A 15,815-nucleotide genomic window follows, 5' to 3' on the forward strand; every position below is an offset into this window, starting at 1 on the left:
ACGGCCCGGACGGGCGATCATCACGACCCACTATTCACTCAGTACATGTACTCAGTGCATACTGATCTCCATGAGCACCCGTCACATCCTGTTGGGGCTGCTCGCCAGGGGGCCGAGCCATGGCTACGACCTCAAGCGACGGCACGACGAACGCTTCCCGCAAGCCCGCCCGCTGGCCTACGGCCAGGTCTACACGACCCTCCAGCGGCTGGTCCGCGACGGCCTCGCCGAGGTCGACGGCACCGAGGCGGACAGCGGCCCGGAGCGGACCATGTACCGCTCGACGGACGAGGGGGTGCGCGAGCTGACCAGGTGGGCCGGTGAGATCGCGCCGCCGGCGCCGTTCGTGACGAACGAGATCTTCGCCAAGCTCGTCGTGTCGATCCTCGCCGACGGCGACCCGGTCGCCTATCTCCGGGCGCAGCGCACCGCCCACATGGCCCGGATGAGGGAGCTGACCGCTGTGAAGACGGCGCCGGCGGCCGACCTCGCGACCGTGCTCTCGGCGGACTACGCCCTCAATCATCTCGACGCCGACCTCCGCTGGATGAGCACCACGGCGGCCCGGCTGACCCACCTGACCGCGGAGGTCGACCCAGCATGAGCGAGAACAACCCGGGCACCGTGCCGCTCCTCGCGGCCCGTGGCCTCGTCAAGGCGCACGGCAGGACGCAGGCGCTGCGGGGCGCCTCACTGGAGCTGCGCGAGGGCGAGATCCTCGCCGTCACGGGGACCAGCGGCAGCGGCAAGTCGACGTTGCTGCACTGTCTGGCGGGCATAGCGCGGCCGGACGAGGGATCGGTCGCGTACGCCGGTGAGCGGCTGGACCAGCTGCCCGAGAAGCGGCTCAGCGAGCTGCGCCGGACCGACTTCGGAGTCGTCTTCCAGTTCGGGCAGCTGATCCCGGAGCTGACCGCCGTCGACAACGTGGCCCTGCCGCTGCTGCTGGCCGGCGCCGCCCGCGGCGAGGCGCGGGCGCGTGCCGGTGAGTGGCTGGAGCGGTTCGGCGTCCGCGGCCAGGAGGAGCAGCGGCCGGGCGAGCTGAGCGGCGGCCAGGCCCAGCGGGTGTCGCTGGCGCGGGCCCTGGTGACGGGGCCGAGGGTGGTGTTCGCCGACGAGCCGACCGGGGCGCTGGACTCGCTGGCGAGCGAGCAGGTGATGGCGGCGCTGGCGCACACGGCCCGGGAGTCGGGTACGGCGGTGCTGCTGATCACGCATGACGCGCAGACCGCGGCGTACGCCGACCGCGAGGTCACGCTGGAGGACGGCGTCGTGGTCTCCGGGGCCGAGGCGCCGCTGGGGGTGTCGCGTTGAGCACCCTCGCGAACGATCTCCGCCTCGCCTTCCTGCTGACGCGGGGCTCGGACCGCCGGGAGTGGTGGCGGGTGACCCTGACGGCACTGGGGGCCGCACTGGCGACGGGTTTCGGGCTGGCGGCGGCCGTGCTGGCCTCCCTCCAGGGCCGCTACCAGGTCCCGGTGGCCGACGGGCTGCTGAACAACCCCGGCCAGCGTTCCGGGGTGATCCTGACCCTGCTGCTCCTGCTGGTCACGGTGCTCGGGTTCCTCGGCCAGTGCGCCCGTGTGGGCGCCGTGCACCGGGACCGGCGGCTGGCCGGGCTGCGGCTGGCCGGGGCGTCGGTGGGACAGGTGCGCCGGATCGCGGCGCTGGAGGCCGGGATCGCCTGTCTGATCGGCTCGCTGGTCGTCACCGTCTTCTTCGTGCTGTCACTGCTGCGCGAGTGGCGAAGCCCTTCCGCCCTGGCGTGGGCGGGGATCGCCCTGGTGGCGCTGGGGGTGCCCGCCCTGGGCGCGCTGGTGAGCGTACTGGCGCTGCGCCGTGTGGTGGCCTCCCCGCTGGGCTGGGTCCGGCGGGTGGGGCCGAGGACGGGCCGGGGTCCGCAGTGGGTGTTCCTGGGGGCGATGGCACTTCTGGTGCTCGTGGCGCTGGTCGCCGTCGCCTCCACCTACGTGGACATGCCGGACAACACCTTCAAGTCCGGACCCCTGACGTTGTTCGCCGTGCTGCTGATGGTGGGCGCGGGCGCGGTCCTGCTGTCGGGCGCAGTCGCGAAGCTCACCGGTAAGGTGCTCGCCGGCCGCGCGGGGAACCCGGCGGTCCTGATCGCCGCCGAGCGGCTGCGCCAGGACCCCTGGGCGGCGGCCCGTACCCACGCGGCCGTCCTCATGGGGACCGTCGTTGGCAGCGGGTTCATCGGGGTGCGGGCCACGCTGCTCGCGGACATCGCCAAGTACGACTACCTGGCCGATCGCGCCGACTTCTACATCGCCGGTCTGGACCTGACCGCCACCGCGATCGTCGTCGGCTTCGCCATCACCGTCGCCGCGCTGGCCGTCGGCACCGCCGAGTCGCTCGCCACACGCCGCCGGGGCCTCGCCGCCCAGGTCGCGGCCGGGGTGCCGTACGAGGTGCTGGGGCGCGCGCTGATTCTGGAGACGGCCCTGCCCCTGGTGCCGTCGCTGCTGCTGGCCGGGGCCGGCGGCACGGGCATCGCCTTCGCCTACGCCATGGCCATGGCCGGGACGTCGGTCCTGCCGTTCGGCGCCCTGCTGGTCCCCGTGGTGGCGTTCGGCGCATGTCTGCTGGCGGCGGCCACGTCCCTGCCCCTGCTGCGCCGCACGGTGCGGCCGGGCGAGCTGCGGTACGCGTAGCGGGGCCCGGCCCCAGGGGGTACGGGGGTACTCCTGGGGCGCGGGACAGCAGTGGGGGCGCCCGGAGAGATCCGGGCGCCCCCACTGTCCTGCATGAGCGGGCGCGGGGCGCACCGCCGTGCGACGGCGGCGCGCCCCGCGCGCCCTACTTCGTCGGCGCCCCCGACGGGGCGATCGGCGTGGCCCGCTCCGACTGCGGGGAGGTCGAGTTGGCGTACACCGACGGGGGCGAGACGGCGGCCGCGGGATCGTCGGCCGGGCCGTCGGGCTGGGCCGGTATGCCGCCGACGATGCGGATGTCGGCGGCGTCGAACGCCTTCTTGATGCGCCAACGCAGCTCGCGCTCGATGGTGAGGGACTTGCCGGGCATGGTCTTGGCGGAGACGCGGACGACCATCGACTCCAGGAGCACGTCGTCCAGTCCGAGGACCTCGATCGGGCCCCACAGCAGCTCGTTCCAGGGCTCTTCCTTGCTCATCGTCTCGCCGACCTCCGCGAGCGTGCGGCGGACCCGGTCGAGGTCCTCGTCGGCGCGGACGGTCACGTCGACGCCGGCGGTGGCCCAGCCCTGGGAGAGGTTGCCGATGCGCTTGACCTCGCCGTTGCGGACGTACCAGATCTCGCCCTGGTCACCGCGGAGCTTGGTGACGCGCAGACCGACCTCGATGACCTCGCCCGAGGCGACGCCCGCGTCGACGGTGTCACCGACGCCGTACTGGTCCTCCAGGATCATGAAGACGCCGGAGAGGAAGTCGGTGACCAGGTTCCGGGCGCCGAAACCGATCGCGACGCCCGCGACACCGGCGGAGGCCAGCAGCGGGGCGAGGTTGATCTCGAACGTGGCGAGGACCATCAGGGCGGCCGTACCCAGGATCAGGAAGGACGCCACGGAGCGCAGCACCGAGCCGATGGCCTGGGAGCGCTGGCGGCGGCGCTCGACGTTGACCAGCAGCCCGCCGAGGGTGGAGCCCTCGGTGGCCGGCGCGGAGCGGTTCATCCGGTCGATGAGCTTGGTGATCGCCCGCCGGACCATCACTCTCAGCACCGCCGCGATCACCACGATCAGCAGCACGCGCAGACCGATGGCCAGCCATGTGGACCAGTTCTCCTCCACCCAGCTGGCGGCGTTGGTCGCGCTCTCCTGAGCGTCCTCCAGGGTGGGCACCGCGGGAGTCGTCGGCGTCTCCGAAGGAGACGGCGACGGCGACGCGGCGGCCAGTAGGAGGGGCAGGGACGAAACGGGCGACACGACGGGTACCTCCAGGTGCGTTATCCGCCCCCCGGTACGGCGGTCAAGATCGTTCAGGTCACGGAAAGGTCACCGGAGGAGCAGACTCACCACACTAACGGGGCATTGTGTGGAGGCCGTAGCGATGTTGGAGGCAGACGGGGCGCTCACCAGGGAGTGAAGGGCGCACGCAGCGGGGGATGAATCACGGTGTGGTCGAAAACACTCCCAGCCCGTTACCGGGACATGGTGGCGCTTCCACCTGGCCTGAGGGGAGACTGACTAGGGATCGTCCACGGCGCGAGCCACGCGCCGCCGGCGTACAAGGAGGCATCCGTGCCGCATGTCCTGGTCCTCAACGCGTCGTACGAGCCGCTCGGCGTCGTACCGCTCCGCCGCGCGCTCGTCCTCGTCCTGGAGAACAAGGCCGTCTCCTTGGAGGAATCCGGTGCCTTCATGCACAGCGCGACCGTCACAGTCCCCGCACCCAGCGTGGTCCGGCTCAAGCGATTCGTCCGGGTTCCCTATCGGGGGCCCGTTCCTCTGACCCGCCGGGCGCTGTTCGCGCGCGACGGGGGCCGGTGCATGTACTGCGGTGGCGTCGCAACCAGCGTCGACCACGTCATCCCGCGCAGTCGCGGGGGCAAGCACGTCTGGGACAACGTCGTGGCGTCGTGCCGCCGTTGCAATCACGTCAAGGCCGACCGTCATCTCGTCGAGATCGGCTGGCGGCTCCGCCACAAACCCGCTCCGCCCACCGGCCTGGCCTGGCGCATCATCGGGACCGGTCACAGGGACCCGCGCTGGCTGCCCTACCTCCAGCCGTACGGCGCGGACGACGCCCTGGCCCGGATCGACGGCATCTCCGCCTGACGGTCCGGGCCTTCGCATCGCCGGGCACCCCCGCCGGACAGCCGGCCGAGGGGCGCCCGGCGCCTGCGCCCGCCGTCACCCCATCCGGAACATCCACATCCGCCTGACCTGCCGTTTCCTCACCCTCTTCACGGGCACCCCGCATTCCCCTCGCACTGGTGATCGTTTAGTGTCACCCCCACGGCGGGCCCTTGTTCTGGAGCGCAATGCCCGGGGGTCCGCCGCGAATGTGGGGAACTCATGCGAAAGCTCGCCATAGGTGCCGTCGTTTCCGGCGCTCTGGCTCTCACCGGCCTCGCCGCGCCCTCCGCGCTGGCCGACTCGCCGAACCTGAGCTTCGGCGCCGTCACGGTGAACAACGGCAAGCCCATCGTCGTCGGCATCACGAAGAACGTGACCGTCCCGGTCACCTACAGCTACACCCGCCCGTCCGACCTCGTGATCGACTACGAGAAGAACGTCCTGGGCATCGCCCTGTACCGGGGCCGGCTCGCGAGCCCCGCGAACGCCCTGGAAGGCTCCACGAAGCGGCCCGTCTGCACCACCACCGCGACGACGGACACCACGGTGACGCAGTCCTGCGCGACGAAGGTCACCATCGATCCGCGCGAGAACCTGAGGAGCGCCGCGGACGCCACGACCTGGAAGGTCGCCGCCGTCTACGGTCACACGTCCGTCGACGAGGACGACTCCGACGACCACATCGGCTTCGAGAACGGCTTCGACGTCTGGGGCAACCTCGGCACGGCCCCGCTCCAGCGCGCCGCCGAAATCCACACGAACGCCGCTCCGGAGCCGGTCGTCAAGGGCAGGACCCTGACCGTCAAGGGTGCGCTGACCCGCGCGAACTGGGCCACCCACAGCTACACGGGCTACCGGGACCAGCAGGTGACGCTCCAGTTCAAGGCGGCGGGCGCGACCGCCTACACCGACGTGAAGACGCTGACCTCCTCGACCGGCGGGGCCCTGTCCACCACGGTCAAGGCATCCAAGGACGGCTCGTACCGCTTCGTGTTCGCGGGCACGCCGACGACAGCGGCCAAGGCGTCCGCCGGTGACTACGTCGACGTGAAGTGACCTGACGCAGAAAGCCCCCGCGTCGCGGGCACCGCCCCCGGACGACGACTTCGTCGTCCGGGGGCTTTTCCGTTGGCGCGCATTGACTCCCTCCTGGTCTAGTCCTATCTTCCTGACATCCGATAGGAAACCTTCCTAACAGTTCGGCGGTGACGCTCCCATGGCTGGAACCCCTCGCGTACTGCGCGCCATGAACGACCGCGCCGCGCTCGACCTGCTGCTGGAGCACGGCCCGCTGTCCCGGACCCGGATCGGCAAGCTCACCGGGCTGTCCAAGCCGACCGCCTCGCAGCTCCTCGCCCGGCTGGAGGCCGCCGGGCTCGTCATCGCCACCGGCACCGGCCCCGACGGCCCCGGGGACAGCGGCTCCGGCACGGGCCGGCCGGGACCCAACGCCCAGCTGTACGCGGTCGACCCGACCGCCGCGTACGCCGCCGGCCTCGACGTCACCCCCGAGCGCGTCCTCGCCGCCGTCGCCGACATCACCGGGCGCACGGTCGGCGAGCACGCCGTCCCCACCCCCGGGCGGCGCCCCGCGGAGCCCGTCGCACGCCAGGTCACCGCCGCCCTCGACGGGGCGGTCAAGGCCGCCGGGCTCGTACGGTCCGACGTCCGCCGGCTGGTCATCGGCACCCCCGGCGCGTTCGACCCCACCACGGGCCGGCTGCGCTACGCCTCGCACCTGCCCGGCTGGCACTCCCCCGCGCTGCTCGACGACATCGCCGCCGCGCTGCCGATGCCGGTCGAGTACGAGAACGACGTTAACCTCGTCGCCCTCGCCGAACAGCGGCTGGGTGCGGCCAAGGGCCACGACGACTTCGTCCTGCTGTGGAACGAGGGCGGCATCGGCGCCGCGGTCGTCCTCGGCGGGCGGCTGCACCGGGGCTTCACCGGGGGCGCCGGGGAGGTCGGCTTCCTGCCCGTCCCCGGCGTGCCGCTGGTCCGCCAGGTCACCAGGGCGAACAGCGGGGGCTTCCAGGAGCTCGCCGGTTCGCAGGTCATCCCGCGGCTCGCCCGGGAGCTGGGCGTCACCCCGGTGCCGGACGGGCCGTACGCGGAGGTCGCGGCGGAACTGGTGGCTCGGGCCGCCGATGTGAACTCCGGCCCGCACCGGCGACTTCTGGCCACGTACGCCACGAGCGTCGCGACCGGGCTCGCCTCCCTGGTGTCCGTCCTCGATCCCGAGCTGATCGTCCTGAGCGGCTCGGCGCTGACCTCCGGCGGGGAGCCGCTGCGGGCCCTCGTCCAGGCCGAGTTGGGAGAACTGGCCGCGTCCCGGCCGCGGCTCGTCCTCGGCGACGTGCTCGAACGCCCCGTGCTGCGGGGGGCGCTGGAGAGCGCGCTCACCACGACGCGGGACGAGGTCTTCGACACGTCCCGCTGACGGCCGTCTCGACGAACTCCGCCGACTCCGCCCTCCTTCACTCCCTCCTTCGCCGCGCCCCTTCGCCGCGGCCCTTCTCTCCTTCCCCTCCCTTCCCTCACCCTCCCCTCCCCCTTCCCCTCGCCCACTCCTTCCTCAGGAGGCTGCTCCATGTCCGGAATATCCAAGAAAGCGGCGATTGCTCTCGCCGCCACCGCCTCCCTCGCCCTGCTCGCCACCGCCTGCACCGGGCAGTCCGCGGCCGGTGCGAACGACGACCCCGACGCCAGGACCACCATCACCTTCTGGCACGGCTGGAGCGCTCCCGCAGAGGTCAAGGCGATCCAGGAGAACGTGGACCGGTTCGAGAAGGCCCACCCGAACATCACCGTGAAGGTCGTCGGGAACATCAACGACGACAAGCTCAACCAGGCGCTGCGGGCAGGCGGTTCGAACGGACCCGACGTGGTGTCGTCCTTCACCACGTCCAACGTCGGCACGTTCTGTTCGTCCGGCGCGTTCCTCGACCTGAAGCCGTTCATCGAGAAGTCGAAGCTCGACCTCGACAAGATCATCCCGAAGCCGATGCTGGACTACACGCAGTTCGAGGGCACCCGGTGCGCCCTGCCGCTGCTGGGTGACGCGTACGGGCTCTACTACAACAAGGACGCGTTCGAGAGGGCCGGCATCACCTCGCCGCCGAAGACGTGGTCGGAGTTCGCCGAGGACGCCCGGAAGCTGACGAAGCCCAAGGGCGACGGTTACGCGCAGCTGGGCTTCATGCCGAACTACCACGGCTACGAGACCGTCGTGGACCACTACATGGCCCAGTGGGACCACACCTACTTCGACGCGGACGGCACGTCGAACATCGCCAAGGACCCGGCGTTCGCGGAGATGTTCAGGTTCCAGAAGGGCCTGGTGGACTCGCTGGGCGGATTCGCCAAGCTGGAGAAGTACCGGAACACCTTCGGTGACGAGTGGGGCGCCAAGCACCCGTTCCACACCGGCCAGGTGGCCATGCAACTGGACGGCGAGTGGCGGCTCGGAATGGCCCGGTCGGCCGGTGTGGACTTCGAGATCGGCACCGCTCCCCTGCCCGTGGCGGACGACGAGGTCGACGAGTACGGCAAGGGCTTCCTCTCCGGCACGATCATCGGCATCGCCCCGCGGAGCAAGAAGCAGAACGCGGCCTGGGAGCTGGTGAGGTACCTGACGACGGACACCCGGGCGGTGGTCTCCTTCGCCAACGCCATCCACAACGTGCCGTCCACGTTCGCCGCCCTGAAGTCGCCCGTCCTGGAGGCGGACCCCGGCTTCAGGACGTTCCTGGACATCGCCCAGCACCCGGACTCCAACACGCCCCCGGCGTCCGTCAACGGCTCGACGTACCAGACGACGCTCCAGGACTTCGGCTACCAGTACGAGTCCGGGAAGGTGAAGGACCTGCGCAAGGGGCTGGAGAAGACCGCCGAGCAGATCGACCGCGACATCGAGCAGGCGAAGTAGCCGTCCATGTCCACGCACACGCTCCGGGCGAAGCGCCGCAGGTCGGCGCTGCGAACGGTGGCCTTCCTGTCACCGTGGCTCATCGGGTTCGGCGTCTTCTTCGCCTACCCCCTGGTGTCCACCGTCTACTTCTCGTTCATGAAGTACGACGGCTTCGGGACGCCCGTCTTCCGCGGCCTGGGCAACTGGGCCTACGTCTTCCACGGCTACCCGCTGTTCTGGCCGGCGCTGCGCAACACCCTCTGGCTGGTGCTGGTCATGGTGACGTGCCGGGTGGTGTTCGGCCTCGGCGTCGGCCTCCTCATCACCAAGATCAGGACCGGTACGGGTGTCTTCCGGACCCTGTTCTACCTGCCGTACCTCGCCCCGCCGGTCGCCGCGACGCTGGCCTTCGTCTTCCTGCTCAACCCGGGCACCGGCCCGGTCAACTCCGTCCTCGACGGCCTCGGCCTGCCGACGCCGGGCTGGTTCACCGACCCCGCCTGGTCCAAGCCGGCGCTCACCGCGCTCGCGCTGTGGGGGGTCGGCGACCTCATGGTCATCTTCATGGCCGCCCTGCTCGACGTACCGAAGGAGCAGTACGAGGCCGCCGAACTGGACGGGACCTCGGCCTGGCAGCGGTTCCGGTATGTGACGCTGCCGAACATCTCGCCGATCGTGATGTTCGCCGTGGTCACGGGCGTCATCCAGACCATGCAGTACTACACACAGCCGCTGGTGGCCGGGAAAGTGGCTTCCGGAATCATCGGCGGCTCCGGGCAGCAGTTCGAGCCGGGCTACCCGGACAAGTCGACGCTGACCCTGCCCCAGCTCGTCCACAACCTCGGCTTCCAGCGCTTCGACTACGGCGCCGCCTGTGTGGTCGCGTTCGTGCTGTTCGCGCTGTCCATGGCGTTCACCGCGCTGCTGATGCGGCGCCGGGGCGGACTGATCGGAGCGTCCGACTGATGTCCCGGGTACTCGACAAGCCCGTCCGCGCGGACGCGTCCACGGCACGCCCCGGCGGCTCCGGGAGCGAGCGCGCGGCCCGCCGCCGGGCGGTCCTGGAGTGGATCGCCGTGCACGCGCTCGGCGTCGCCGCCGCGCTCTTCTTCACCCTGCCCTTCGTGTTCGTCGTCCTGACCTCGCTGATGAGCGACCAGCAGGCCCTCACCCGTGATCTCGTCCCGGCCACCTGGGAGTGGGGCAACTACCGGCAGGTCCTCGACACGCCCGGCTTCCTGACCTGGTGGCGCAACACCCTGGTCTACGCGGGCGTCGGCACCGTCCTCACCGTCGTGTCGTCCGTGCCGGTGGCGTACGCGCTCGCCAAGTTCCGCTTCCGGGGCCGCGGTCTGACGCTGATGCTGGTCATCTCGATGATGATGCTGCCGCCGCAGGTGGTCGTCATCCCGATGTACCTGTTCTGGGCCAAGCAGCTGGACCTGTCGGGCTCGCTCTGGCCGCTGATCGTCCCCATGGCGTTCGGCGACGCGTTCTCCATCTTCCTGCTGCGGCAGTTCCTGACGACGATCCCGAACGAGTACCTCGACGCGGCCCGCGTGGACGGCTGCGGCGAGCTGCGGACCCTGCTGCGGGTCGTCCTGCCCATGGCGAAGCCGGGCATCGCGGCCGTGGCCCTCTTCCAGTTCTTCTATGCCTGGAACGACTACTTCGGCCCGCAGATCTACGCCTCGGAGAACCCGGCCGCCTGGACCCTGTCGTACGGCCTGGAGTCCTTCAAGGGCGCGCACCACACCGACTGGAACCTGACCATGGCCGCGACCGTCCTGGTCATGGCCCCCGTGATCCTCGTGTTCTTCTTCGCCCAGAAGGCGTTCGTCGAGGGCGTCACCCTGACCGGAGTGAAGGGTTGATACGCGTATGAAGCTCACTGTGGTCGGCGGAGGGTCGACCTACACACCCGAACTCGTGGACGGGTTCGCCCGGCTCCGGGAGACCCTGCCGATCGAGGAGCTGGTGCTCGTCGACCCGGCCGAGGAGCGCCTGGAACTGGTGGGCGGACTCGCCCGCCGGATCTTCGCCCGCCAGGGCCACGGCGGCCGGATCGTGACGACCGCCGACCTGGACCGGGGCGTCGAGGGCGCCGACGCCGTGCTGCTCCAGCTCAGGGTCGGCGGGCAGGCCGCCCGGAAACAGGACGAGACCTGGCCGCTGGAGTGCGGCTGCGTCGGCCAGGAGACCACCGGCGCCGGCGGCCTCGCCAAGGCGCTGCGCACGGTCCCGGTCGTCCTGGACATCGCCGAACGGGTCCGCCGGACCAACCCCGGCGCCTGGATCATCGACTTCACCAACCCCGTGGGCATCGTGACCCGTGCTCTGCTGCGCGCCGGGCACCGGGCGGTCGGGCTGTGCAACGTGGCGATCGGACTCCAGCGGAAGTTCGCCGGACACCTGGGCGTCGCCCCGGCCGACGTCCACCTCGACCACGTGGGCCTGAACCACCTCACCTGGGAGACCGGTGTGCGGCTCGGCGGGCCCTCGGGCGAGGACGTCCTGCCGAAGCTGCTGACCGGCCACGGCGACACCATCGCCGCCGATCTCCGCCTCCCCCGCCCCCTCCTCGACCGCCTCGGCGTGGTCCCCTCCTACTACCTGCGCTACTACTACGCCCACGACGAGGTCGTACGCGAGCTCCGCACCAAGCCGTCGCGGGCCGCCGAAGTCGCGGCCATGGAGCGCCGGTTGCTGGAGATGTACGCCGACCCGGCGCTCGACGAGAAGCCGGCGCTGCTCGCCAAGCGGGGCGGCGCGTACTACTCGGAGGCCGCGGTGGACCTGGCGGCGGGCCTGCTGGGCGGCGGCGGCAGCCCGTACCAGGTGGTGAACGCGTACAACGCCGGGACGCTGCCCTTCCTCCCGGACGACGCGGTGATCGAGGTCCAGGCGACGGTGGGGCCGACGGGCGTCGCCCCGCTGCCCGTCCCGCCCGTGGACCCGTTGTTCGCCGGTCTGATGGCGAACGTGACCGCGTACGAGGACCTGGCCCTCGACGCGGCCCTGCGCGGCGGCCGCGACCGGGTCCTCCGCGCCCTGCTGGCCCACCCCCTGATCGGCCAGTACGCGTACGCCGACACCCTCACCGACCAGCTGATCGCACACAACCGGGAGCACCTCACGTGGGCATGACCGGCGGAGGAACGGGGGGCGGCGCGGGCCGGGGCGCGGGCACGGGCCGGGGCGCGGGCACGGGCCGGGGCACGGGCACGGGCCGGGGCACGGGCACGGGCCGGGGCACGGGCACGGGCTCCCGGGCCCGGGTGGGAGCCGTCGGCGGGGGCCGTGGGCGGGCCGGGGTGCTCGCCGTCGACGCCGGCAACAGCAAGACCGACGTCGCGGTGATCGGGACCCACGGGGAGGTGCTGGCGACGGCTCGCGGCGGTGGGTTCCAGCCGCCGACGGTGGGCGTGGCCGCGGCCGTGGACGCCCTCGCGGAGGTGGTGCGGGAGGCGTTCGCCGCGGCCGGGGTCACGGCGGTCGACCATGTGTCGGCCTGTCTCGCCAACGCGGACTTCCCCGTCGAGGAGGAGCGCTTGGCGGCAGCGCTGCACGCGCGCGCGTGGGGCACCACCGTGGAGGTCCGCAACGACACGTTCGCGATCCTGCGGGCCGGTGTGGCCGAACCGCGCGGTGTGGCCGTGGTGTGCGGCGCCGGCATCAACTGCGTCGGCATGCGCCCCGACGGCCGCACCGCCCGCTTCCCCGCCCTCGGCCGTATCTCAGGTGACTGGGGCGGCGGTTGGGGCCTCGCCGAGGAGGCGATGTGGCACGCGGCCCGCGCGGAGGACGGCCGGGGCGGCCCGACCGCGCTGGCCCGCACCCTGCCGGCGCACTTCGGCCTGGACTCCGTGTACGCCCTGATCGAGGCCCTCCACCTGGGGCGCGTCCCCAACCTCCGCCGCCACGAACTGACCCCGGTCCTCTTCGCCACGGCCGCGGCCGGCGACCCGGTCGCGGGGTCCCTGGTCGACCGGCTGGCCGAGGAGGTGGTGTCCATGGCCGCGGTGGCGCTGACCCGGCTGGACCTGCTGACCGAGGAGACCCCGGTCCTCCTCGGCGGCGGTGTCCTCGCCGCCCGCCATCCCCGCCTCGACGCCCGCGTACGCGACCTGCTCTCCGCCGCCGCCCCCAAGGCAGTCCCCCAAGTGGTCACGGCCGCCCCGGTCCTGGGCGCCGCGCTGCTGGGCCTGGACCGGCTGGGCGCGGAGAACGAGGTGCACGCGCGCGTACGAGCCCACTTCGAAGTCCCCTGAGTCACCCCCGCGCCTTCTCCCCGAGCACGTTCGAAGCGCGCGGGAACCGAACCCACCCTGCAGGCGTATTGATGGGCAGGGGGTGGTGCGGGAAGCCGTCCGACACGCAGGATTTCGCCCGGCGCAGCATCCAAGACACGATCGTGGAACAAGATCGAGTCAGGGCCTGTGCGGATGTCGGTCCCGGCGGCGATACTTGCGGCCGTGCACCTCTGCCCGTGTACCGGGCGGAAGTGAGGGGACGGACGACCAGGGGGAGGTCAGGTGACATACACGCCGAAGGGCAGCGCGCCACCGCCGGCACCGCCCGCGGGCCCGGGCACGCGCCCCTCCGTGCCGCCCCAGGCCGCATCCGCGTCCCGGTCCCCCCTGCCGTCCCCCGCCCCCGACGGCGGCCCGCCCCGCCGCACGGCGTTCGCCGAGGGCCTCGACCAGCTGCGCGCCGCCGCGACGACCGAGCCCGGCCGGCTGCGCATCATCGGCGCCGTGCTCGCCCTGCTGGTCGTCGCGTTCGGCTCCGTCACCGCCTGGCAGATGAACGACCGCGCGACGGCCGCCGACGACGTCCTGACGAGCAGCCAGCCCCTCAGCTCCGCCGCGGCCGGCGTCTACAGCTCCCTCGCCGACGCCAACACGGCGGCCTCCAGCGGCTTCCTCGCGGGCGGCCAGGAGACGCCGGAGTCCCGCGCGAGATACGAGCGGGAGATCGGTGAGGCCGCCGACGGCCTCGCCACCGCCGCCTCGGCCTCGGAGCCGGGCTCGGAGTCCGAGAAGCGCGTCGCCGAACTGAACGCCCTGCTGCCGAAGTACAAGGGCCTGATCGAGCGGGCCCGCGCCAACAACCGGCTGGGCTACCCGCTGGGCGGCGCGTACCTGCGGTACGCGAACAGCGTCATGCAGGACCAGATGCTGCCCAAGGCCAAGAAGATCTACGACAACGAGAACCGGCGGCTGAGCGACGACTACTCCGACGCGACGTCCTACCCGTGGGCCGCGATCGCCCTCGGGGTCGTCGCCCTCGGCGCCCTGGTCTGGGCCCAGCGCCGGAACTACCTCCACACCAACCGGGTGCTGAACCACGGCCTGGTCGCGGCGACGGCCGCCTCCGCGATCGTCCTGCTGTGGCTGGTCGCCGGCCACACCCTCGCCCGCTCCGGTCTCCACGACTCCTACGACCACGGCGTCCGTTCCCTGACCGTGCTGAACGACGCCCGCATCGCGTCCCTGAAGGCCCGGGGCAACGAGAACCTGACGCTGATCAGCCGGGGCGCGGAGACCGAGAAGATCAGCGAGGACGTCGTCGTCGACAAGTTCGACCACCGGTTCGGCCAGGACATGAAGGCGCTCGCCTCGCAACTGGCCACCGCCGGGAAACTCGCCGACGACGACAAGGGCGCCGAGCCCGTGAAGGCCGCCCTGGCCAACATGGAGGTGTGGCAGGACCGGCACCGCAGCGCCCGTACGGCCGACGAGGAGGGCAAGTACCAGTGCGCCCTCGACCAGGTGATCGGCGGCAGGGCCACGACCGACTGCGCGGCGGGCGACAAGCCGACGGGCGAGTGCTTCGACAAGGTCGACGAGAACCTGAACACGGCGCTCGGGCATGAGAAGCGGGAGTTCGAGCAGGCTGCCAGGGGAGGTCTGGACGCGCTGACCGGGCTGCCCGTCGGCGCCGCCGTCCTCGCCGTGCTCGGTGCGGCCGGCGCGGTGCTGGGCATCGGGCGCAGGCTCTCGGAGTACCGATGAGGCCCGCGGGAGGGGACATGGTGGCAGGAGGGGCGATGGAAGCGGTACGACGCCTGCGGGCCGGCCTCAGGGGCTGGGGCGGCGTGGGCGCGATGGCGGTCCTCTGCGCCCTGACCGTGATCTTCGCCCTGGTGCTGCCGCTGAGCGGGACCCGCGGTGGCGGCCCGGCCGGCGCCGCGGGCCAGGGCGTCGCCCATGGCGAACAGACCCGGGCGGACGACTGCAAGGTCAAGGGCGACCCGCAGAACCGCAGCCTCAGGCCCTCGTCGAGCGAGTCCGGCGCCACGATCAAGAAGATCAAGGACAACGGCTTCATCACGATCGGCGTCGACCAGAACAGCTACCGCTGGGGCTACCGCGACCCGAACAACACCCAGGGCAAGGCCGAGCTGGAGGGCTTCGACATCGACCTCGCGCACCGCATCGCCGAGGAGATCCTCGACGACCCGACGAAGGTGCGCTTCCGCGCGATCCCCACCAACCAGCGCATCAAGGCGATCCAGGACGGGCAGGTCGACATGGTGGTCCGCACCATGACGATCAGCTGCGAGCGCATGAAGGACGTCGCCTTCTCCCAGCCGTACTTCAAGACCGGCCAGCAGGTCCTCGTCCCCAAGTCCTCGCCCGTCAAGGGCTACGACAAGACGCTGGCGGACAAGAAGATCTGCTCGGCCAGCGGTTCGACCGCGCTGGAGACCCTGCACGCCGACCAGGAGTCGGGCAGGCTCGTCGCCTCCGCCGACATCACCTCCGTCAACCCGCCCAACCAACTCGACTGCCTGGTGCGGCTCCAGCTCGGCGAGGTCGACGCCGTCGTGACCGACGGGGCGCTCGCCGCCAGCCAGGCGGCGCAGGACCCCACGGTCAAGCTGGTGGGAACGCCGTTCACCACCGAGTTCTACGGCGTGGCGATGAATCTCGAGGCGGACGATCTGGTACGCCGGGTCAACCAGGTCCTGGAGGACTACCTCAAGGACGGGTGGCAGCGGTCGTACGACGACTGGCTGTCCGCCACCCTCGGCGATGACTCCGCGGGGTCCCGACCGCCGCCCGACCAGAAGTACCGGGACTGAACAGGCAAGTTGACGGACACC

General features: G+C 71.6%; 14 protein-coding genes. 13 read left to right on the forward strand and 1 reads right to left on the reverse strand.

The window, feature by feature from the left end; translation table 11 throughout:
- Window positions 1-70 precede the first annotated feature (70 nt).
- The 3 genes from ACZ4Z2_RS00775 to ACZ4Z2_RS00785 are packed head-to-tail and all read left to right on the forward strand — an operon-like array spanning window position 71 to window position 2,672.
- The gene (locus ACZ4Z2_RS00775) at window positions 71-604 is read left to right on the forward strand and encodes a PadR family transcriptional regulator (RefSeq protein WP_468070944.1); all 534 of its coding nucleotides are present in this window, start codon (window positions 71-73) and stop codon (window positions 602-604) included.
- Window positions 601-1,314, forward strand: coding sequence for an ABC transporter ATP-binding protein (locus tag ACZ4Z2_RS00780; RefSeq protein ID WP_468070946.1), 714 nt, complete (start codon window positions 601-603; stop codon window positions 1,312-1,314). The genes ACZ4Z2_RS00775 and ACZ4Z2_RS00780 overlap by 4 nt, the downstream gene beginning before the upstream one ends.
- Window positions 1,311-2,672, forward strand: coding sequence for an ABC transporter permease (locus ACZ4Z2_RS00785; protein WP_468070948.1), 1,362 nt, complete (start codon window positions 1,311-1,313; stop codon window positions 2,670-2,672). Before ACZ4Z2_RS00780 ends, ACZ4Z2_RS00785 begins: the two co-directional genes overlap by 4 nt.
- Window positions 2,673-2,817: 145 nt before the next feature.
- On the opposite strand, the gene ACZ4Z2_RS00790 is transcribed toward ACZ4Z2_RS00785, so the two are convergent.
- The gene (locus ACZ4Z2_RS00790; protein WP_468070950.1) at window positions 2,818-3,921 is read right to left on the reverse strand and encodes a mechanosensitive ion channel family protein; all 1,104 of its coding nucleotides are present in this window, start codon (window positions 3,919-3,921) and stop codon (window positions 2,818-2,820) included.
- Between the two features lie 315 nt (window positions 3,922-4,236).
- Between ACZ4Z2_RS00790 and ACZ4Z2_RS00795 the strand changes: the two genes are divergently transcribed.
- The 10 genes from ACZ4Z2_RS00795 to ACZ4Z2_RS00840 all read left to right on the forward strand — a co-directional run bounded on the left by ACZ4Z2_RS00795 (window position 4,237) and on the right by ACZ4Z2_RS00840 (window position 15,794).
- The gene (locus ACZ4Z2_RS00795; protein ID WP_055538384.1) at window positions 4,237-4,773 is read left to right on the forward strand and encodes an HNH endonuclease; all 537 of its coding nucleotides are present in this window, start codon (window positions 4,237-4,239) and stop codon (window positions 4,771-4,773) included.
- A 240-nt stretch (window positions 4,774-5,013) separates the two neighbouring features.
- Complete coding sequence (locus ACZ4Z2_RS00800; protein WP_468070952.1) at window positions 5,014-5,850, forward strand: hypothetical protein; 837 nt, start codon at window positions 5,014-5,016, stop codon at window positions 5,848-5,850.
- A 160-nt stretch (window positions 5,851-6,010) separates the two neighbouring features.
- Window positions 6,011-7,234 (forward strand): ROK family transcriptional regulator, encoded by a 1,224-nt coding sequence (locus ACZ4Z2_RS00805; protein ID WP_468070954.1) that lies wholly within the window; start codon window positions 6,011-6,013, stop codon window positions 7,232-7,234.
- Window positions 7,235-7,384: 150 nt separating this feature from the next.
- On the forward strand, window positions 7,385-8,722 hold the full coding sequence (locus tag ACZ4Z2_RS00810) for an ABC transporter substrate-binding protein (RefSeq protein ID WP_468070956.1): 1,338 nt from the start codon (window positions 7,385-7,387) through the stop codon (window positions 8,720-8,722).
- Window positions 8,723-8,728: 6 nt separating this feature from the next.
- Window positions 8,729-9,670, forward strand: a complete 942-nt coding sequence (locus tag ACZ4Z2_RS00815) for a carbohydrate ABC transporter permease (protein ID WP_468070958.1) — start codon at window positions 8,729-8,731, stop codon at window positions 9,668-9,670.
- Window positions 9,670-10,578, forward strand: a complete 909-nt coding sequence (locus tag ACZ4Z2_RS00820; RefSeq protein WP_468070960.1) for a carbohydrate ABC transporter permease — start codon at window positions 9,670-9,672, stop codon at window positions 10,576-10,578. Before ACZ4Z2_RS00815 ends, ACZ4Z2_RS00820 begins: the two co-directional genes overlap by 1 nt.
- A 7-nt stretch (window positions 10,579-10,585) precedes the next feature.
- Entirely contained in the window at window positions 10,586-11,851 is a 1,266-nt protein-coding gene (locus ACZ4Z2_RS00825) for a 6-phospho-beta-glucosidase (protein WP_468070962.1), read from the forward strand.
- Window positions 11,852-12,018: 167 nt separating this feature from the next.
- On the forward strand, window positions 12,019-12,975 hold the full coding sequence (locus ACZ4Z2_RS00830; RefSeq protein ID WP_468071648.1) for an N-acetylglucosamine kinase: 957 nt from the start codon (window positions 12,019-12,021) through the stop codon (window positions 12,973-12,975).
- Between the two features lie 264 nt (window positions 12,976-13,239).
- Complete coding sequence (locus tag ACZ4Z2_RS00835; RefSeq protein WP_468070964.1) at window positions 13,240-14,721, forward strand: hypothetical protein; 1,482 nt, start codon at window positions 13,240-13,242, stop codon at window positions 14,719-14,721.
- A gap of 35 nt (window positions 14,722-14,756) precedes the next feature.
- Window positions 14,757-15,794 carry a glutamate ABC transporter substrate-binding protein gene (locus tag ACZ4Z2_RS00840; protein WP_468070966.1) on the forward strand — a complete coding sequence of 346 codons (1,038 nt, stop codon included), beginning with the start codon at window positions 14,757-14,759 and terminating at the stop codon, window positions 15,792-15,794.
- Window positions 15,795-15,815 lie beyond the last annotated feature (21 nt).

The organism is Streptomyces sp. NPDC030183 (assembly GCF_055573455.1).

Coding starts and splice junctions, on each gene's coding strand:
- ACZ4Z2_RS00825 (WP_468070962.1), top strand. CDS start 10,586: ATGAAGCTCACTGTGGTCGGCGGAGGGTCGACCTACACACCCGAACTC.
- ACZ4Z2_RS00840 (WP_468070966.1), top strand. CDS start 14,757: ATGGAAGCGGTACGACGCCTGCGGGCCGGCCTCAGGGGCTGGGGCGGC.
- ACZ4Z2_RS00820 (WP_468070960.1), top strand. CDS start 9,670: ATGTCCCGGGTACTCGACAAGCCCGTCCGCGCGGACGCGTCCACGGCA.
- ACZ4Z2_RS00815 (WP_468070958.1), top strand. CDS start 8,729: ATGTCCACGCACACGCTCCGGGCGAAGCGCCGCAGGTCGGCGCTGCGA.
- ACZ4Z2_RS00805 (WP_468070954.1), top strand. CDS start 6,011: ATGGCTGGAACCCCTCGCGTACTGCGCGCCATGAACGACCGCGCCGCG.
- ACZ4Z2_RS00800 (WP_468070952.1), top strand. CDS start 5,014: ATGCGAAAGCTCGCCATAGGTGCCGTCGTTTCCGGCGCTCTGGCTCTC.
- ACZ4Z2_RS00775 (WP_468070944.1), top strand. CDS start 71: ATGAGCACCCGTCACATCCTGTTGGGGCTGCTCGCCAGGGGGCCGAGC.
- ACZ4Z2_RS00780 (WP_468070946.1), top strand. CDS start 601: ATGAGCGAGAACAACCCGGGCACCGTGCCGCTCCTCGCGGCCCGTGGC.
- ACZ4Z2_RS00810 (WP_468070956.1), top strand. CDS start 7,385: ATGTCCGGAATATCCAAGAAAGCGGCGATTGCTCTCGCCGCCACCGCC.